Origin of the sequence: Acinetobacter sp. TYF_19 (genome assembly GCF_043105125.1) — a bacterium.
Lineage (GTDB): Bacteria > Pseudomonadota > Gammaproteobacteria > Pseudomonadales > Moraxellaceae > Acinetobacter > Acinetobacter johnsonii.
Map to the genome: position 1 here is coordinate 1 of NZ_JBICLH010000089.1, position 19,162 is coordinate 19,162.

13 protein-coding genes, 7 pseudogenes and 1 other annotated feature are annotated in these 19,162 nt (G+C 37.6%); of the genes and pseudogenes, 11 read left to right on the top strand and 9 right to left on the bottom strand.

Annotation, left to right across the window (positions count from 1 at the left end):
* A pseudogene (locus ACF8FD_RS16050) lies at positions 1 to 592 on the top strand (IS3-like element ISAba22 family transposase); the annotation flags it as partial.
* A gap of 29 nt (positions 593 to 621) precedes the next feature.
* Here ACF8FD_RS16050 and ACF8FD_RS16055 read toward each other — a convergent pair.
* The 3 genes and pseudogenes from ACF8FD_RS16055 to ACF8FD_RS16065 all read right to left on the bottom strand — a co-directional run bounded on the left by ACF8FD_RS16055 (position 622) and on the right by ACF8FD_RS16065 (position 2,588).
* Positions 622 to 1,233, bottom strand: a complete 612-nt coding sequence (locus tag ACF8FD_RS16055) for a metallophosphoesterase (protein WP_392453571.1) — start codon at positions 1,231 to 1,233, stop codon at positions 622 to 624.
* 2 nt (positions 1,234 to 1,235) lie between these two features.
* Positions 1,236 to 1,328, bottom strand: a pseudogene (locus ACF8FD_RS16060) (hypothetical protein); the annotation flags it as partial.
* Positions 1,329 to 1,368: 40 nt separating this feature from the next.
* A protein-coding gene (locus tag ACF8FD_RS16065) for an IS3 family transposase (RefSeq protein WP_171553505.1) occupies positions 1,369 to 2,588 on the bottom strand; the annotation gives its coding sequence in 2 pieces (ribosomal slippage) (positions 1,369 to 2,312 and positions 2,312 to 2,588; 1,221 coding nt in all).
* Positions 2,197 to 2,313: a sequence feature (AL1L pseudoknot), on the bottom strand. (Overlaps the previous gene by 117 nt.)
* A gap of 20 nt (positions 2,589 to 2,608) precedes the next feature.
* On the opposite strand from ACF8FD_RS16065, the gene ACF8FD_RS16070 reads away from it, so the two are divergent.
* The gene (locus ACF8FD_RS16070) at positions 2,609 to 2,746 is read left to right on the top strand and encodes a hypothetical protein (RefSeq protein WP_392453577.1); all 138 of its coding nucleotides are present in this window, start codon (positions 2,609 to 2,611) and stop codon (positions 2,744 to 2,746) included.
* Positions 2,747 to 2,815: 69 nt separating this feature from the next.
* Here ACF8FD_RS16070 and ACF8FD_RS16075 read toward each other — a convergent pair whose 3' ends face one another.
* Entirely contained in the window at positions 2,816 to 3,025 is a 210-nt protein-coding gene (locus ACF8FD_RS16075; protein WP_306179411.1) for a hypothetical protein, read from the bottom strand.
* Between the two features lie 417 nt (positions 3,026 to 3,442).
* Between ACF8FD_RS16075 and ACF8FD_RS16080 the strand changes: the two genes are divergently transcribed.
* From ACF8FD_RS16080 to ACF8FD_RS16100, 5 genes are all read left to right on the top strand, one after another.
* On the top strand, positions 3,443 to 4,117 hold the full coding sequence (locus tag ACF8FD_RS16080) for a hypothetical protein (RefSeq protein ID WP_004684354.1): 675 nt from the start codon (positions 3,443 to 3,445) through the stop codon (positions 4,115 to 4,117).
* Complete coding sequence (locus ACF8FD_RS16085) at positions 4,117 to 6,396, top strand: hypothetical protein (protein ID WP_392453572.1); 2,280 nt, start codon at positions 4,117 to 4,119, stop codon at positions 6,394 to 6,396. The genes ACF8FD_RS16080 and ACF8FD_RS16085 overlap by 1 nt, the downstream gene beginning before the upstream one ends.
* Entirely contained in the window at positions 6,380 to 9,610 is a 3,231-nt protein-coding gene (locus ACF8FD_RS16090) for a site-specific integrase (RefSeq protein WP_392453573.1), read from the top strand. Before ACF8FD_RS16085 ends, ACF8FD_RS16090 begins: the two co-directional genes overlap by 17 nt.
* A gap of 227 nt (positions 9,611 to 9,837) precedes the next feature.
* Positions 9,838 to 10,146, top strand: a complete 309-nt coding sequence (locus tag ACF8FD_RS16095) for a helix-turn-helix transcriptional regulator (RefSeq protein ID WP_004282130.1) — start codon at positions 9,838 to 9,840, stop codon at positions 10,144 to 10,146.
* Complete coding sequence (locus tag ACF8FD_RS16100; protein WP_392453574.1) at positions 10,143 to 11,432, top strand: type II toxin-antitoxin system HipA family toxin; 1,290 nt, start codon at positions 10,143 to 10,145, stop codon at positions 11,430 to 11,432. Before ACF8FD_RS16095 ends, ACF8FD_RS16100 begins: the two co-directional genes overlap by 4 nt.
* An 18-nt stretch (positions 11,433 to 11,450) precedes the next feature.
* Here ACF8FD_RS16100 and ACF8FD_RS16105 read toward each other — a convergent pair whose 3' ends face one another.
* The 3 genes and pseudogenes from ACF8FD_RS16105 to ACF8FD_RS16115 all read right to left on the bottom strand — a co-directional run bounded on the left by ACF8FD_RS16105 (position 11,451) and on the right by ACF8FD_RS16115 (position 17,219).
* Complete coding sequence (locus tag ACF8FD_RS16105) at positions 11,451 to 14,798, bottom strand: SNF2-related protein (RefSeq protein ID WP_392453575.1); 3,348 nt, start codon at positions 14,796 to 14,798, stop codon at positions 11,451 to 11,453.
* A gap of 263 nt (positions 14,799 to 15,061) precedes the next feature.
* A pseudogene (locus ACF8FD_RS16110) lies at positions 15,062 to 16,024 on the bottom strand (IS481 family transposase).
* Positions 16,025 to 16,127: 103 nt separating this feature from the next.
* Complete coding sequence (locus ACF8FD_RS16115) at positions 16,128 to 17,219, bottom strand: ATP-binding protein (RefSeq protein WP_002058158.1); 1,092 nt, start codon at positions 17,217 to 17,219, stop codon at positions 16,128 to 16,130.
* 198 nt (positions 17,220 to 17,417) lie between these two features.
* Here ACF8FD_RS16115 and ACF8FD_RS16120 point away from each other — a divergent pair, with 198 nt between their 5' ends.
* On the top strand, positions 17,418 to 17,720 hold the full coding sequence (locus ACF8FD_RS16120) for a helix-turn-helix transcriptional regulator (protein ID WP_002058191.1): 303 nt from the start codon (positions 17,418 to 17,420) through the stop codon (positions 17,718 to 17,720).
* Positions 17,721 to 17,784: 64 nt separating this feature from the next.
* A pseudogene (locus tag ACF8FD_RS16125) lies at positions 17,785 to 17,973 on the top strand (type II toxin-antitoxin system HipA family toxin); the annotation flags it as partial.
* Between the two features lie 136 nt (positions 17,974 to 18,109).
* Here the strand turns inward: ACF8FD_RS16125 and ACF8FD_RS16130 are convergent.
* A complete protein-coding gene (locus ACF8FD_RS16130) occupies positions 18,110 to 18,301 on the bottom strand; it encodes a hypothetical protein (RefSeq protein ID WP_392453578.1) in 192 nt (63 codons plus the stop codon).
* Positions 18,302 to 18,449: 148 nt separating this feature from the next.
* Here ACF8FD_RS16130 and ACF8FD_RS16135 point away from each other — a divergent pair.
* Both ACF8FD_RS16135 and ACF8FD_RS16140 read left to right on the top strand, forming a co-directional pair.
* Positions 18,450 to 18,605: pseudogene (locus ACF8FD_RS16135) on the top strand (IS110 family transposase); the annotation flags it as partial.
* A gap of 54 nt (positions 18,606 to 18,659) precedes the next feature.
* Positions 18,660 to 18,776, top strand: a pseudogene (locus ACF8FD_RS16140) (IS3 family transposase); the annotation flags it as partial.
* 110 nt (positions 18,777 to 18,886) lie between these two features.
* Here the strand turns inward: ACF8FD_RS16140 and ACF8FD_RS16145 are convergent.
* A pseudogene (locus tag ACF8FD_RS16145) lies at positions 18,887 to 19,045 on the bottom strand (IS5/IS1182 family transposase); the annotation flags it as partial.
* Between the last annotated feature and the right edge of the window lie 117 nt (positions 19,046 to 19,162).

Below are 19,162 nucleotides of genomic sequence, written 5' to 3' on the forward strand. Positions count from 1 at the left end.
TTGTAAGCGACACAAGCGTTTTAAAAGGACTACGAATAGTGACCATAATCGAGCGATCTATGAAAACCTGCTGGAGCAACAATTCTCAATGACTAGACCAAATCAAGCATGGTCAAGTGATATTACGTACATATGGACTGTTGAAGGATGGCTGTACTTAGCAGCGGTAAAAGACCTTTACACGAAGCAAGTGGTTGGCTATAGCTTAAATGAGCGCATGACAACACAGCTTGTTTGTAATGCGCTAAATATGGCTATTCACAATCAAAAACCAACCAAAGAACTGATTGTGCATTCAGACAGAGGAAGTCAATATTGCAGCCATGAATATCGAAATATACTTGAGCAATATGGTTTTCAAGGTTCAATGAGCAAGTGCGGAGACTGTTACGATAATGCACCGATTGAAAGCTTTTGGGGAATACTGAAAAATGAGTTAGTGCATCATTACAACTATCAAACCAGAGAAGAAGCCAAAGCAGATATTATAAAATACATTGAATTATTTTATAATCATCGAAGAATTCAAAAGGGTTTGGGTTTTAAGACACCAAATCAAATGGCTGAAGACTTTTATAAGTTGGCTGCCTAGAATCTCCCAAGGGAAAGTCTCCTGATAATTCAGCGTATATCAATCTCGTCGATACCTGTCACAGTTTTATAGGCAGGATTATATTTACTAAATCGAACACGTCCTCGGTGCCACAGCGCAATTTGTATAGCTGACTGTTCACCTTTAATGAAGTAGTTATTTTTGAGAACCTCTCGTTTGAATTCCTCCCAGTCATTGATATGTATATCAGCATGCACAAAGCCATAAATTTTTTGGTTATGCTGGATTTCAAGAATGATTGGTAAATTACGGCATTGCTCAACAATGGTTTGTTGTTGATGAATTGGCAATTCATATAACCAAGCCCCACCATGATAAGAATGCATATCTTTCATTTCTGTATCAATGGTTGCTTCAATACACATTTGCTCATGATTGCCACGGATTGCTTTAAACCAAGGCTCATTAATAAGGTTTAGGCACTCAAGATTTTCTTGGCCACGATCTACCAAATCTCCCACGGAGACCAATAAATCGTGCTGAAAGTTAAATTTTAATTCATCTAATTTGTTCATAAGTAATGTATAACAACCATGCAGATCACCCACTACAAAAAGTCGTCCTTGAATAGGCTGATCATACAGTTCGACTAAATTATTACCTAAGTTGATTTCTTTCATATTTATAAACTGAGTGTAGGCTTCTCTGAAAAACCAAGGTATGAAATCTGAAGAATTGAATCAAAGAAAATCTTACTTATTTGGGATTGTGGTAGGTGAACCGTACCGGGTTTGTCGGAGACTTTTTTATTTAAGTTAGGCCACCTGACCTAACGGGTTAATCTTATCATAGTACATTGCTTCAAACTCAAAAGGCGATACATAACCCAGTGCACTGTGTACACGCTTTTTATTGAACCAATCTACCCAGTTTAGTGTCGCAAGTTGTACATCTGCTAAACCTTGCCAATCTGCTTTTAGATATTCAATCACCTCTGTTTTGTATAAGCCATTCACCGTTTCAGCCAAAGCATTATCGTATGAATCACCAGTCGTACCGACTGATGCTCGTAAATTTGCTGCTTCTAAACGATTGGTATAGCGAATGGAAAGATATTGCACACCTCTGTCGGAATGATGAATCACATTCTTTGGCATGCCTCGATCGTGCAATGCTTGCTCAAGTGCATCGAGCACCATATCTGTATTCATCCGTGTAGATACTTTCCATCCAACAATTGCTCGTGAGAACACATCAATAATAAATGCGGTGTAGACCCAGCCAGAATTGGTTTGAATATACGTAAAGTCACTGACCCATAATTGGTCAGGTCGATCAGCACTAAAATTCCGTTTCACTAAATCACCTGCCCGTTTTTGATCATCTCGGCTGCGGGTAGTTTGTTTGTTCTTACCACGCCAAACACCTTGTATATCTAGCTTTTGCATCAATCGAGCAACTGTACAACGTGCAATAACATAACCCTCACGTTTCAATTGTTGCCAAACTTTACGTACACCATATCGACCTGAACTTTCTTTCCAAATACGTTTGATTTGCTCTGCATGATGTAAATCATGCAGAGCACGTTTCGCTCGATGTTCTGGGTTATCAACGAGATCTAAAGCCCGATAATAGGTCGAAGCTGCAATCGGTAAAATTCTACAAATCGCTTCAACACCATATCGATCTTTATTGTTATGGATAAAATCCACCATTATTTGTGTGGGCGGTCGAGCTCCGCCTGGGCGAAAAAAGCGGCTGCTTTACGTAGAATTTCATTGGCACGTTTTAATTCTTTAATTTCACGTTCCATTTGCTTCATTTTTTCTTGATCAGATATCTGTTGTACTTTAATAGGATTTTGCTGATCTAAATGCTTTTGATGCCAGGCACGAAGTGTTTCAGGAGTACAACCAATCTTAGGCGCAATTGCTGTGATTGCAGCCCAAGTAGAAGGATAATCTTTTTCAGATTCAATCAATAATTGAACCGCTCTTTCTCTGATTTCAGGGGTATATTTTAATTTTGTCATCGGGATAGTCTCTCAGAATATTGACTCTCCGACAAACCCGGTACGGTTCAGTCGCTTTAGATGGAATTAAAGCCGCAGGCGGTATTCAAGCCTTTTCCGAAATCAGTGACCTCGAAGCAAAGAAAAATATTTTTCCTGAATCCCTTACTCGCCATTAAAAATGAAGTTGCTGGCGTGGATCTGAATCATTATTTTCTGGATTCTTAGAACCTGTCGCGATGATAGGTTCACTTCAACCCAAACCCATCTAGGGTTGAAGGGTCAAAGTTTTCATCAAACATAAACTCATCTGCTCGCTCTTTTCTTAATGTCGCTAAGGCATAAAAGAAACATTTCTCACATAACTGCAATTCATATCTTTCCCCGTCATGCTTGGAACCATAGCCCCAATGCGCCGATAAAGTGCCAAACTCCAGTTTCGTTGATTGGTTGCATATATCACATACAACATCTGTAACGACTTCTACCTGTTTCTATTGTTTAATTTCCATATACGGCTCCCGATATCAATCATGTTAAATTTGTCTACATACTTATCAAAAATTGACTCCTGTTTGGTTTTAATTACCATTAAAAAAGATCAAATTTGAGCATTGTTATTGTAATAATCAACTATACTCATCCCTACTGTATTCATTGTAATCTGCTATGTGAACATCATAATAGAAACATGATATTTTTTGCCAACTCACAAATATAGCTAACTAATAGTGAGTATCTAATCGAGGAGGAAAATTTGAAACTTTCAATAATAAATAAACTTTAAAAACAAGGAAAAAATGATACCTCCTGCCATATTCAAAAACTCTAAATATACGTAAGTATTGCTGTATTATTTTTATTCAATAGCACACATGGATCTGACATCTGAACTACTTTTGAAGTTTCCAGCAACACAGATAAGTACTCTAAAAAATTTCAAAAAAAGAAGAATCACCATTCATCCACAAGCGTATGGTTTCAACTTATGCTACTTAAATATGTTTAAAAATCTCACTGCAGATTTAGATATTTCTAATCGCATAAAAGAACTCCATGTGTGGAAAACTTCAGAATTTGATGGCTACTCCATTTTCAATAATATTAACTTATATCTTAGCTATTTAAAGCAAGATATTAATGAAGTCACTTTAATTATTCATCATCAACAATCTTTTTCAGAGGATGAGTTAGCATTTCTGATGGAGTTATGCAGTCGTGAATTTATTCAATTCATCAAATCTACAAAATTTGATATTCGTTCGTTAAATCCACGAAAAACATTGCATTTAATTAACACACATCTTTCACGTCAAACACTATTGACCCTTAACAAAGAATCATCTTTAAAGCCACATCATCAAATGAGTCTGGAACTGCTAGCACAACTACTTTCATGTTCTCGAAATCAACTGAATCAGCGTACTAAAAATATCAAACAACAGCGTACACATATTTTTAATGAATTATCACTCAACAGCAGATGTGTAAAAGAACTCGTTGATCACTCTGATAGTTGTATAAGTACAGAAAAAATTTGGAGATCATAGTGTCGAACGATCTAAACGAGCATATTGATTTGTCAGTTATTTCAATTTCACTGCAAAAAACACTAGAAAAACTGTTTGGTGATGAGCAATTTGAACGTACGCAACATATCAACTTTGTGCTTAAACTATTGTCTTCTCAACAGACTGACAATTTTCTGGTTGGTCTCAATCTCGATTACTTTGATATCGATATAAAGTTTGATTCGCAGCTGCCGACACCTCCGGTAATCCCTTTCACGAAAAAAGTTAAGATTAGTGATTTATCCATTACGTCATACATCAATTCAATTGCGCAATTACCTGCATCACACACGCATGCAAAAAATTGGAATATTCTAGTTTTAAAAGCGGCAATTTATTTAATTGCTCTTCCTGAGCTTAAACCAGAGCTTTTTAAACAAGCACACACAGAACACTTCAATACCGTAAAGCGCTTATTCCAGCGCTTTAGGACTGCAAATAAAAATTTAGATACTGAAAAAAAATATCAAAATACACAAGAGTATCAACGTCTCTGGAGTACCTATCTTCAAGATCCAACACAGAGCTTAGAGCAATTTATTCAACATCTGATCACATTAGATACGGATGAATTGCCTGAGTTTGATCGCAATCTACTCAATGATATTCGCATTACTTTTAACTACATTTTAAAAAACAAAGCGAAGATTGCACGTGCAAGTATCGATACGCAGCTTCAACATCAGTTTCTTGATGAAGAACAATTCATTGAAGAAAGTATCGAAATCAAAAAAGGGGCTAAATCTAAAGCACTGAATATAGAAACCTTAATCGATGAGCCGATTAATCGGCAAATTGTTGTCAATCCAACTGACGTCACACCACTCGCAGCACATTCAGAAACGAGTCAAATCTATGTTCTACCGCTTGTTGCAAAACATATTCAACGCAAAGAACATTTACTCACGTCGAGTAGTTTTTTTCCGAATCCATCTAGCGTGAACCATCTCCTGAAAAGACTTCATGTGGACTACTCTGAACATCAAAATAAAAGTGCTCTGATCTTTATGCTCGCATTTTTAACAGGCAACAGTGTGAATGAGTGGCTATATATACAAAGCAAGCGAGCTAAAAAGTTAAATAACCGCCAAAAATTGATCTATAAAAATGATCAGTTCTTCTTAAACAGTCACTTTAATGTATTTGAGAACCGCAATTTTGAGTATTCAGACAACTTGCTCAATCAGACGATCTATTTAGACATTCCAATCCCGAATCTATTCATTGAGGATCTGCGCAAAATGGATTCGGTTAGTTTCGATGATATACAGCAATATTTACGCAAATTAAGACAAGAATTATTGATTCCAAAACTGTCTGTCGTAAAGGTGAGTTCTCTACTGCATCATACGGTTCTTGCAAAAACAGGGAATAAACAACTCGCAGATTTAATCACAGGGATTGATGCCAATCAGTCATCATCTGTTTCTTATTGTCATCAGAATATTCCACGATTACATGCACAATATATTGATACTCTAAAATCACTTTGTGCAGATGTAGCAAGCACATATGAAAGTTGTGTACCTTCGCTCCCTGATTCAATAACTCATTTTGGTAGTCGTAAAGCTCCAAAACCACAGGTCATTACAGAGATTTTTGCTGTATTCAAGTTTAATATTTTTTCACAAGCTGAAGACGATCTGATTGCTATATACAACCACTACAACATATGGATGTGGCATATCCTCCTTCTTTTTACAGCAGCACGCCCCGTTGCTGAATTCCCTGGATTTCTTAAAAACTTTAATTTAAAACGCCAAATTTTGATGGTTTCTGACAAAGAAGTAGGCGGCCGCAATGGTTTCGGACGTCTAATCCCACTTTGTTCATTTTTAGTTGAAGAGATAAAAAAATTCCTTAAATTTTTAGAATATTTTTCGACTCAAATCATGATGAGTCATCCAGCTTTAAATGATGTTATACAACAAATAGAAGCAAGTAAGCTGCCCTTTTTGGGAATCAACCAAGATGATGAGTGGAAACCACTAAGTCCTTCTACAGTCAAAAATTTCCATCCTGAATTAGGACTTGATCATGCAAATTGGCATCGCCATACAGCTCGTGCATTTTTGACTCATAAAATTACCGAACCTGAGATTTTAGCTCTCTTTGGACATGAGCTCATGCAACAAGAAGCAGCACATCCTTTTTCCAGTTTATCCCTATCTCAATTTTCTAAAATTGCGAATGTTTTAGAGCAAATGAAGGATCAATTTAAAATTAGCGGGATTGAAGTAAATGTCATCATTCAATAAAAAAATCCAAAAAAAACGCTATGCTGAAGATAGACGTCAACTTCAACGTAATGAATTAGAAAAGAACCTACGAGCTGATGCAGAACAAGAGCTCCGACAGTACTTTGATGAGCAAAAATTCTCAAATGACGAATTAATTCAAGCGTACCCTGCGATTTATGAGTTTATTAAACGTAAAGCACCAAATTTGGCTTGGAAAAAATATGCACATAAATTCTTCCGAACATATATCAAAGATCTCAATAAGAGCAATAACCTAGACTTCCCATTACCTTATCTCACCTTTGAGATGAAACGCGATGAACCAATTTTCACTTTGGATTGGATCCAGGCCGGTCATGAAATTGACATCTTTATAGAAAAACTTTGGGATTACTGGATTCTTGCTCAAGATAGTTCCGCTTTTTCTGATGATGAAATTATTGGGAATATTCTGCTTTGCTCAATGTTATACGGTGGATTAAATCAAATAGCTTCATTAAATGCTTTGCTCGAACATTTAAAAAACCCTGAAAAAATCCAAAAAATTTTCGATTTTAATATCATCTTTTTAGAGCCACTTTCTCCAAGCTATGGCGATCTATTTGTTGATGAAAAAACAATTCGAAAATCACGTAATTTTATCCCAGATCAACTCACACGACTCTGGCTCATTCACTTCAATACAAGACAAATTCGTGACATCAGTCTAGACGTGAATGCGTATCTGCACCTCATTTTTCAAAAAATAAAACATCCATACACCAACAAGACTTTTAAGTTTTTACGTGACTACGCCAATTTTAATTGGCTACAACTGCAGAATGCAGATGTTGATCCTGCCCTTTCACAATGTTTGTTAGAAAACACTCTCACGTGTGGTTTATCAGAACATGAGTTTGAAAACTTTGCATTCCCAAAATTTAAAACTCAATTAAGTGCTGAAATCGAACGAAATGTCTCTTCTACAGCCAAAGTCCTACCAGATCTCAATACGTCTGAAGCAGTAGAAAATGTGATATTTATTCATAAAAACTTGCTGAAAATTATGCGCACATCAACGAACCAAGGCACTGCTAAACTCATTATTGATTTTTGCCTGCGTCACCAAGAGCAGTTTAATGAGTTTTCTAAACGTATTATTTTGTGGCTCATCAGTCTCTATCGACCAAGTTCAGAGCAAATAAAAAAATTATCAGCCACCTTTGATTTTGATACAACTCAGTACACGAAGGCATTTCAAGACAATCAAAAACTCGCAGATAGTTCAATCTATACATATTACACCCGGATCGCAGAACCGTTTTTAACTCATGCCTTACAATACATCGATGCCGACGATGACATTAATGATCTGCTGAACAAAATCTATCAACAAATCATTAGCAATACACGACTTGCTGATGAAGTAGATCAATCTGAGTTTAAAAAATCTAAAGACCAAACAATCCACATGTTGAAACGCTTTCATACCTTTCAACAAATTGTTTTTCAAGCAGAAGATTTCGAACTTGAATTTATTGCATCGCAAAGTCGACCACGGGCACGCATCATAGGCCACACAGCCTTCCAGGTCATATTAAAGAAGTTAAATCAGCTCTTACATGACCAATCCATCTCAGACCATCACTATAAATTATTAAAAATCATTTATATTTTGGCTTACCGTACTGGTATGCGTATTAACGAAATACTCGGGTTACGTGTAAAAGATATCGAGGGTTTAAATCAATTTTCTATCTGGGTTCAACCTTATGGTTCAAAAAAACAAGGGAATCAACATCTGCTCAAAACGGATAGTGCGGAACGGATTGTGCCTGCATACGCTTTGCTAAAAGATGATGAGTACCAATTCTTTAGCGATTTTGTTGTTGAAAAACGCTTAGAAAATAAGAAAAGTTTATATTTATTCAGCAACTTGAATGAAAATAAAAAACTGAATAAACACACTATCACCGTACCCCTAAAACTGATATTAAATCAGGTCTTTAAAGGGCATCATTACTCCTTTCACTCTTTTCGTCACACTGCAGCGAATCATTTATCGCTTTTACTGAACTGTGAATATGCACCACTTGTGCAAAAGCTAACCGACTATAGCGAAAACGAATATCAAAAAATTCGAGCTGAGCTACTTCAAAATCAACATGGACAAAACCATTGGTTTGTTATTGCACATCTCTTAGGACATATAGAGCCAGTTGAAACATTCAAAAGCTATATTCATTTAAGTTATCTCATAGCTGGTCAAAAACTACTAAAATATCATCCAGATATGCCTAATGAATTGGCTAAAAAAATTATGGGCCACAATGCAACGTTTAAAAATTTGCAAATAACAAATGATGAAAAAGACTTTAATTTTGAAAAAAACCAGGCCGTTCTAGCAACTATATTATTAAACGATCAAACAAAATGGCTTCAAAGTAATGCTACTGACATTTTAGATGAACTGTCGTTACAAATAGATCAATCCCATGATTTTTTTGCTTTCTTTGTTGGAACAGAAGATTCTAAAATTTCACTTCAACGCTTCTATGAAACGCTCAATATATTGGAGACTACTCACGATCCTAAAAGTGCAGCTCAACGTATGTGCTTACCAGAAGAACTCGTCAATTATTGGTATGAAAATGCTCTAAATTTAGCAAACATTAAATCAAAAAAAGGGAATCCCCGTTTATTTGGTATTGATAGCTCAACCCACTTAAAACCAGCAATGCTTGATAGCGCTGAAGAGCTTCATGCGGTGACTTATTTTTTTGAACATCTACAGAAAATAGCTCGTAAAAATCCAATACAAATTGCATGCGTCCTGAATATATTTTTGAATCGAGTGACCGCATCACACACAGGTATCCATTATCGCTGGAAGGATATCGATCAACTTGAACATTTTTACTCCCAAGTTAAGGCTTTATTTCCTGCCAAATTTTGGCACTTACTTGGACAAGATTTGCAAACAAAGTTAGATGCTAAACAACAGCCTCAACTTTTCAAATTAGCAAAAGCATCAACAGATAAACATCCATCAACTCAAGAGGAATTTCCTCGTCTACAACTCTACTCAGTAAAAGATGGTCATGCTCTTGCTGCATTTAAATTTTGCTTACATCTAGCATGTATTGGGCGCCCACTATCTATTCCGCTTAATGGGTTGGATTACATGTCACCTGATACCGTACATAAACCTATGGCTGTATTACACCAACAGGAACTTCTTAAAACTGATTAAATCACTGATCTATTTATGATTTCCATTGTGTGTTTAACACCCCCATAATTCTATTTTAATAGTAAAATATAGTCAGTTTTCGCTATTATATAACTATTAAAATAGTATAATTCCCCTTATTTTCAATGGTCAGACTATCTACATTAAACAAAATCATAAATTGCTTTTCACAATAAAAGAAACTAATATGTTTCTTACATGACCTAAAAGCAATAAATGTATCTACAATGAATAAGTCTTTACTTCAGCAAATCAAAAAAAGACGAACCCAATTGGGCTTAAAGCAAGTTGATATGCAATCCCGTACAGGCATTTCAAGACAGCAATACCAAAAGCTGGAAAGTCAGGGCAACCCTCGATTAGAGACCTTAGAAATTATCGCGGCAGGATTAAATGCTCAACTGATGCTCATCCCTGATGATAAGGTTCATTTGATTAGACAATTATTGAATGATGAAATTAAAGTCACTATTGAAGATCAGGATGACTTAATGACTAACCCATGGAAGGGTCTTCTCGGAGGAGAGGAACCATGAATACTGTTGCCGTCCTGAAATTAACATTACATCACGCTGTCGCTGGATACTTGGCAGGATTTCAGAGCGGAAAAAATATTCTGGTTTTTACGGATTCTTTCCGATTTGATCAGCAACGCCAGACCTTGAGCTTGCTGACTTCCCCCTTGTATCCTCAAGCAGATAAGATTTTAGAAAAGACTTATGTTACACATCAGCGCTTACACCCCTTGCTATCAAACTTGCTACCAGAAGGCGCATTACGCGAACTCATTGCACAAAGCCTTAAAGTACATATAGACAATGAATTTCAGTTATTGGCAGCTTTAGGTCATGACTTACCTGGAGCACTCATTGCGACCCCATTAGATCCAGAAGAAATTCCAGATGAAATAAAATTCAAACTGCAGATCTCGAATCCAGATCAGATTTTAAAGCAAGAGATTCGAACAGATAATAAGTTTTCCTTGGCTGGCGTCCAAATGAAGTTTTCCATGAAAGCCAAAGATGGGCGTTTTACATTAGCACAGGCAATAGAATCCAGTCTATTAGGGGATTGGATTATCAAAACTCCTTCTTCCAGACATGGTTTTGTTCCACTAAATGAATATTCTATGATGAGCCTTGCCAAAACAGTCGGCATAGATGTCCCTGAGATTCGCTTGGTGGATATGGCACTCTTACAAGACCTGCCACCATTAAATTTACCCCAAGAGCAATATGCTTTCGCAATCAAAAGATTTGATAGACAGAGTACTGCTGATACTATAGAGCTTATTCACATCGAAGACTTTGCTCAGATCTTCGGCGCATATCCACATCAGAAATACAGCACCACAAATTATGAGCAGATAGGAAAGATCATTTATCAATTTTCAGATAACAAAATTCTTGATATTCAGCAATTTGCCAGCCGCTTACTCGTCAATATTTTGCTCGCCAATGGAGATGCGCACTTAAAAAACTGGAGTATGATTTATCATGATAAAAGTGCACCCAGATTATCTCCCGCATACGATATATTAATGACCAGTGTATATATTGAAAATGAGCGTCATTTCGCATTAAATCTTGCCAAAAATAAAGATTGGTATTTAGCTGAGATGAAACACTTTGAACAATGGGCTGAAAAAGTCGGTGTTCCATGGCGTGTTATTGAAAAACAACTTCACGCGATCATGGACAAAGCACGGTCAGTATGGCCAGTGCTATTACTAGACTTACCTATGATTTCTGTTCATAAAGAAAAATTAAGAGAACATTGGAGAAAATTGCATCCAGACTTTCAGATACTTACAGATGATTAGAGGAAACCTGTAACCAAACTAAAATTTCTCAAACAGGTTCATCACGTCATTTTCCGTCAGTTTCGCTTCGCCCTCATGATCGGTACTTAGAATAGACTGTGCCAGTTCTGCTTTATTTTGCTGTAAGGCAAGAATTTTTTCTTCTATGCTTTTATTGGTAATCAGCTTATACACAAATACTGGCTTGTCCTGTCCAATCCGCCATGCACGATCTGAAGCTTGATCTTCAGCAGCAGGGTTCCACCATGGGTCATAGTGAATGACCGTATCTGCGGCAGTTAGATTCAGACCGACCCCTCCTGCTTTCAGGCTGATTAAAAATATCGGCACTTGTCCAGACTGAAATGCTGTAATGACTTCATCTCGCTTTTTGGTCTTTCCAGTCAGCTTCACATAGCCAATTTCTGCGTGATGGAGGTGTTGCTCAATCAGTTCCAACATTGAGGTAAACTGAGAGAAGATAAGAATTTTTCGCCCCTCCTCCACCATTGGAACGACCATATCCATCAACTGTTCAAGTTTGGCAGAGTTTGCCTGCCCAATTTTCACTGAATCCAGCTTTAGTAAGCTAGGATGGCAGCACACCTGACGTAGCTTCAGTAAGGCATCTAAAATTTGAATTTGACTACGTTTAAAGCCTTTTTCTGCCACAATTTTCTGAATATTTTCCTGCATCGTGGCACGAACAGCCTCATATAACTTGGATTGCTGGTCATTCATATCAATATTGACTTCAATCGTGGTTTTTTCAGGCAATTCCTTGGCAACGTCAGTTTTCAAGCGACGTAAAATAAAGGGTTTAATGCGGTTGACCAGCTTTTGTCTTAACTGCTGATCACCGCGTTTTTCAATCGGATGACGGTATTTTTTATTAAAAATTTCTTGTGAATATAAGAATCCTGGCATCAGGAAATAAAATAGTGCCCACAGCTCACCCAAATGATTTTCCATCGGGGTACCTGTTAGACACAAACGATGTCGTGCTTTTAATTGCCTTACTACCTGTGCAGCTTTGGCACGCGGATTTTTGATATTCTGCGCCTCATCCAAAATGAGTTGATGATATTCATATTGCTTTAGTTGCTCTTCATCTCTCGCCAAAAGCGGATAGGTGGTTAACACAATATCATAGTGCGGAATCTGCTCAAAATACTGATGGCGGTCGGGCCCCTGTAGCAGCAATACCTTGAGCTCAGGGGTAAATTTTTCCGCTTCTTTGAACCAGTTATGCATCAGCGATGTGGGTGCAACAATTAAGGCGGGACTGTCCTGCAAATATCCAGCCTGCTTTTCCATGAGTAAATGGGCTAAAGTTTGTGCTGTTTTCCCCAAGCCCATATCATCTGCCAGAATCCCGCCATGCTGGGTTTCCCTTAAAAACTGTAACCAGCCTAAGCCCTGCTGCTGGTATGGACGCAACTCCCCCTGAAAACCTTGTGGTGTCGGCAGTTGTTGCTGATAGCCTTGTTTGAATTTCTGTACAAATTGCTGCAGGCGATCACTGACCTGCCATGTCATCCCAAGATTATGCTGCAATTCTAATAATTGACTCGCATCATAGCGATCAATACTGCGCTCTTCTTGCTGTAAAATGCTCTGCAGATGCAACAATACCGGCTTAATATCCCTAGCGGATAGAGCCAAATCAGGTTGATCAACTGCAGTTTTCACGGTGAAAATTTGACTGTCATGCAGATGAATAAACGTCCGCGGATCAAGTAAATCAGGATTTACTCGCACCAAAGCTACGAGCGCATCAAGCAAATTATAAGAATTGCCTGCACTGTCTTGAACCGTCGCCCCGATATTGAACCAGTCCTGCTGGCCTTCAGATTCAGTGATAGAAATATTTAAATTTTCAACATATTGCAGATTAAAGGGGCTGTTTTCCAGATGCTCTATCTGCCAGCCCATCAACTCAATTTGATTGATGGGCATCAGCTGTTTGATCCAGTCTCCATAGAAAGCAAAAACCATAGAATCAAGACGTTGTTTATCCAGTTTTAATTGATGGTCATAACTAAGATCTTTCACCCACTTCAGTGATTCGACCAATAGCTGTAAACGCTGGATTGACTGTTGTTCCTGAACTAAGTCCCGAAGCTGTCGCACCATTTTGCCATGCTGTTCATCAATAAAACTGTCACCTGATGTACCTGCTTTAATTCGCCCACCTGCATAGGAGAATTCAATTTCGGCACAAACAGACTCTTCCCATTTCCAATCAAATTTATTTAAAACACCGAAGCGTAAAATTGGCTGGGGACTTCCCTCAAGGACATCAATATGCTGAATAGACTCGGGCTGAGGCAGATTTTTCACGTCTGAATATTGATGAGTCAGTTTCTCAAACTCTGGCAAGAGCTTAGCTGGAAGATCAGGCATCTGTAAAAAATGGTACAGAAGATTTGCCGTATATTCACCATATAACTGGCCCACCGTGTTCTGTTGAATATCCACATAACATCGTGGATGGCTCGCGAGAATCTGAATATGAGGATTTGATTTTAAATCGAGCCGAATATCACCATTGACCAATTCAATGTTTAAATGCTCTGTCTGTTTGTTTAAACCTTGTTGCCAGATCAGTTCGATGTGATAGCCTTGTTCTGACCATTGAAGTGCAGTATGGCTCTTTTTTTTCCAGTACACATCGCCACTTTGAATAAAAGATTTGAAATGCTCCAATAAAATGCTTGAGATATCAAGATTGCTTTGATAAAAGCGTTCGTCACTGTTTATTTTGGCATAATAATAAATCTGGTTAAATAATTGTCGTTTTTGTTCAGGTAAAGTCAGATGCTTTCTGGTGATATTTTCATATTGGGTATAATAACTTTCCCCTGCAATTGAGCCGTTCTTATTGCGTCTGGCTTTCTGAACATCAACTGTCAATTTCTTTAAGCTGACCGACTGATCTAGCAGGTAAATTAAATAATTGTTTGTTTTGACAGATTGCTCAGGTTCAGTCTGTTGCAAATACCGTTTAAAATCATTCAACCAGCGCTGCGCCTGATCATCCCCCCATCGGCGTTTTGCGATTCCCTGCGGAGATTGAGATTCAGCATAACGCTGTTGAAATTCCTGACGATATTCTTGAAAGAATAACCGCGCTAAAGCAGCAGCATGTTTACAGTTATATCCAACTGGACAAGTGCAGTCATCATCGATTAAACGGTCTTTTTTAAGATTATAGGTAATCGCGGTATCGTAATAATCTGTCCCTTCAATTTGAGCATACATCGTGACATCATCATTTTCCTCAAAGAACTCAATCGTTTCCCTATCAATGTGTTTAGCATAGCTCAGACTGCGATGAAGAGTTGGATTACTAAAGTGAGATAGAAAATTGATCAATGAGGACATAATTACCAGACACCAAAATGTTTATACAATTATAACGGACAAAGCTGTCATTTCAGAACAGTAGCCGAACTGCTCAACCTGAGCACAGATTCGACTCACTCAATAGGAATATTGTGAATAAAGACAATCAAATTCGAGAAGTTAAACAGTTCATTGAGATCGAAAATATCCTGATAGAAAGTGATCATTTCTTCACAACAGTTAATTTTAAACCAAATGGGGTCAAAAGTTTTAGCATTGTTTCTATGTGTGATTCATAGAGATCATTTCAATTTAGCGATCTCTAGATCCATTTTGTAATTGGCATGTTGAATCCGTTCATTTGAGGGGTTGTATTGCTTCTGGACTTCATCTGAGAAAGGAGTATCTTCACATAATTCAAAGTACCTCTCCATCGGTGTTTTACCTTTCAACGCTGAATGTGGTCTCATCCAGTTATAGTAATGCTGCCATTCGGCTAGCTTGTCTTGGATATCCTCAGAATTGATATCTACAGTAGCGTAGAACTCAGATTTATCAGTTTTTTGTGAACGCTCTACCTTGCCATTCAGATGAGGTGAACCTGGTTTATTTGGCCTAAATTTGATTCCATGCTGCATCATTTTTTTCTGTACTTTTTCAGCAAAGAATTCCCGCCCACGATCGGTCTGTATTCGCTGTATGGGAAAAGGCATTTCTTCAATTACGCAGTCTAAAAAGTCGAGAGTATTCGCTGCTGTTCGGCGTTTATATATCCTTAAAACGCGATATCGTGTGCAGTCATCGATAGATGTGTACTGATATAGTCCTGGACCCAGTTTACAGGTATCCATTTGAATTCTATCGCCTGGTAATGGGCGTTCATAACGAATGAAATCTGCTTTACGACGGAATTTTTTAATCGGTTTGACTTGATGGGTGGATAGTACTTTATGGATAGTCGCTAAGGACAACGAGACTCCGTGCAGCCTCATCAATTCTGTTTGCAAACGTCGAGCACCAAAATTTCTAGCTGAGCGCATTTCTAATATTAAGGCTTCTAGCTCAGCATTGATTTTAGTATTTGGCGGTTTTAAGGGACGTCTACTCTGGCTACTTAATCCATCAATACCTTGCTCAGAATATCGTTTCCACCACTTGCGTAACGTTGGTCTAGAAATGCCACATCTCCGACAAACTAGGCCAGCATCATTAGTCTCTTCAAATAATTTAACTCATACGAGTCTTTGTTGAATTTCTCTGTTCATAGACACCCATTATATTGAAATAATGTCTATGAATAAAATACTTAAATAAAAATTCTCCGACAAACTCAGTACGGTTAATTTTTATCCAAATGAGTTTTCAAAATTATGCTTCATCCATAATCCATTCTTTAAAAAGAGCATCCTCGATTTCATAAGTACCATTTTCTGGTTTAAAAATAATTTGTTTTTTTGATAAAGAACGTAGGGCCGATTGAATACTTGATACCGCAATGTTATCTACACCAATGGAATCAGCCAGATGTTGTCTAAATTGACTACTATAAAGTTCAACTTGTGATTCCGCTATGGCTTTTAAAATTAGCTGTTCTAATAACTTAAACTCTCCCCATAATCCCGAAAAGTCACGATGCCCCATTGTATCGGCTATAAGCTGTTCCTTGGCAAAATCTATAGCCAGCATTGGGTTTAAGGCTAAACGCTCCACTAATGATCTTGCTAGTTGAGGACTTTGCTTCATATCTAAAAAAGCGTGCCATAAAATTTCTTTATTCAAACTACGTCCTGTTGTCTGATTAAATACATCTGCCAGATGATCTGTAAATGCTTTTGTTAGATTTGGAAAAGGTAAATTCTGTCCATAATGAAAAAAGGGAGCACTACTCACAGAAAACATTTGTCTCAGGCCTTCTCGACTTGAACCAGTAAAAACTACCTTTATTGTTTCTTTATGCATATCTAAAGCGGTACGTAAACTGGCAATCGTGGTTTTATATTTTGAACTAGCTAAAGCCTGAATCTCATCAAGTAACAGTAAAATAGGTTTCCCCTGCTGAGCCAGTTTAGTAATGCTAGACAAAATACTGGAATTCACTTGTCCTTGTAGAAGTGTCACTTCAGCTTTTACCCCTGCCACCTCTGTACTTAAAGAACCAATATTTTTAATCCAATGTGTGGCTTTCCCCATTAAGCCATTTTGTTTTGAAAACTCATCAAGAGCTTTTACAAACTGCCCTTCACTATGCAGGCCTGCATCTAAAAAACTGAAATAAAAAACGCGCCATCCAAGCTGTTCTGCTAGGGGCGTAATATCTTTTCGTAAAAATTCAGTTTTTCCCATCCGGCGTGGGGCAAAAAAAGTCAGAGAACTAGCTAGTCCAGTCTCAAACATGCCTAAAATTTGTTTCGCCAGTTCGGTACGTGGAAAGTGCCAAGGGTCATTGGAGATGGTCATCATTTTAATTACTCGGCAATGATTTACTTATTACCATAGATTGTATTAGATTCCATTAGATTGTAAATGTCTAATTAGATTTCTTTAATCTAATAGGATCTAATCAGGCCAATAAAGCACCTTCTTACCGATCAACTGTTTATTTTATAACTCCATTATTTTGTGGTTTAATAGACATATATGGACATAAGACCCAATATTATGGATTTAAAATTCAGAAAACCTGAAGAAGTTGTTGGATTATTATGTGAGAGGCTTCGTAAAGAACGACTTTATCTGGAAATGACTCAGGCAGATGTTGCTGCACGTGCTGGTATTGGTGTGAATACAGTATCCAATCTGGAAGCAGGTCGAAATGTTTCATTTGAAAATTTAGTACGCGTTGCCATGGTCCTAGGCCGATTACAAGAATTAGAGGAACTCTTCAAACCTAATTTAAACAGTGTAGATGATATTCTTCGCTATGAGAGCAATACGGCTCGCCAACGTATCAAAAGGAAATAAATCCATGCTCAAAAAACTTAATGTTTACTACAATGGATGGGGTGAATATTGGCTTTAGGGTACACTGGTCTCCTCAACAGCAATCACAGGTCGACCATTAATTGCCTTTGAATACAGTGCTGAAGCGATCCGTAAAGGTTTAGAGCTTTCCTCTTACCTACTTCCATTAAAAGGTGACCCATTAAGAAAAAACTTTCCTACACAGCAAATGGGATTACCAAGTCATATATATGATGCATCACCCGATGGCTGGGTGTGCTCCAGAATTTTGGTGGCTATTCAGTCCATCATTACTTACATTCCAACTCTCTAGTTTTCCAACTAGCCCAGGTTATAATAATGGCCACCCAAAATACGATTGATCTATTATGAACAACTCCAATGACCCTTTACACGGCAAAAAACTTGCTGACATTTTGGATGAAAATATAATCAGGTGTAACCAATTGGTCTTCGACCAAGATATCGACTAGACATTGCAACGCTTGTGCCTTATCAGTGAAGTGTTGTTTCATTCGAACATGTTGTATATCTAGTGCGATCATAAAACGTCCTTGCAAAGCAGCATAGTGAGAAGCCATGCTTTTTTACTGCAGAAAAAATAAGTCGAATTCTACTCAGGATTTACACAAAAATCTGTATTTTTTGATTTTATCTTCATGATCATCATTACGACGTAATTAAGAAACGACGAGATTCTTCAGAGTTCAGTGTTGCGATAGTTGGGCGAATTCACACATTGAAGCTTTATATCAACAATTATTAAGCTAGGGTAAGAATAAAATGTGTGCTTTAGGTGCTGCAATGCGCAAGCTTATACATCTGTGTTATGGCGTTTTAAAACATCAGACTGCCTATCAAAGAGATTATTTATTAGTCGAATAATCTCAAAACCTGATTGACTACCAAGACGGTATCTCAGGTCACTGACTTCACGTAATTAAAACTCATTCAGGTTGGGTCTAAACCGCATTTATTATTGATGTGTTTTCATGTGCAATTGTTGGCTGGAAAGTATCAACACGTAAGAATACTGATATGGTGCTTGATGCGCTGAGTTATGTATCGTCTTTTGAGCTTGAAGCAATGTACGATGATAAGATTAACCCGTTAGGTCAGGTGGCCCAACTTAAATAAAAAAGTCTCCGACAAACCTGGTACGGTTCAGTTTGATTTCGTCCGTGCTTGCCTTGTGGTTGTGCATACCATTGGGTCTTCGGATCAAACCAGATTGAAATATTCCCTCGCTTGATTAAAGCACGATTGTAGGATGACCAATTTGTTGTACGGTAGATTTTAGATGTAGGCTTCTTTAACTGGAAAATATATTGCTGAAGAAGCCTTCAAGAATAGCTTTGTGCAACAAAGCCATGCATAAAATTAAAAATTCTGGGATCCAAATATCAATCAAAAAGAAGATCACTTTTTGAGTTATCAAAGAT

Bases quoted from the DNA above. Each gene is read 5' to 3' on its own strand.
- ACF8FD_RS16080 (WP_004684354.1), top strand. From the start codon at position 3,443: ATGGATCTGACATCTGAACTACTTTTGAAGTTTCCAGCAACACAGATA.
- ACF8FD_RS16115 (WP_002058158.1), bottom strand. From the start codon at position 17,219: ATGATGACCATCTCCAATGACCCTTGGCACTTTCCACGTACCGAACTG.
- ACF8FD_RS16105 (WP_392453575.1), bottom strand. From the start codon at position 14,798: ATGTCCTCATTGATCAATTTTCTATCTCACTTTAGTAATCCAACTCTT.
- ACF8FD_RS16055 (WP_392453571.1), bottom strand. From the start codon at position 1,233: ATGAAAGAAATCAACTTAGGTAATAATTTAGTCGAACTGTATGATCAG.
- ACF8FD_RS16100 (WP_392453574.1), top strand. From the start codon at position 10,143: ATGAATACTGTTGCCGTCCTGAAATTAACATTACATCACGCTGTCGCT.
- ACF8FD_RS16120 (WP_002058191.1), top strand. From the start codon at position 17,418: ATGGATTTAAAATTCAGAAAACCTGAAGAAGTTGTTGGATTATTATGT.
- ACF8FD_RS16095 (WP_004282130.1), top strand. From the start codon at position 9,838: ATGAATAAGTCTTTACTTCAGCAAATCAAAAAAAGACGAACCCAATTG.
- ACF8FD_RS16090 (WP_392453573.1), top strand. From the start codon at position 6,380: ATGTCATCATTCAATAAAAAAATCCAAAAAAAACGCTATGCTGAAGAT.
- ACF8FD_RS16130 (WP_392453578.1), bottom strand. From the start codon at position 18,301: ATGGCTTCTCACTATGCTGCTTTGCAAGGACGTTTTATGATCGCACTA.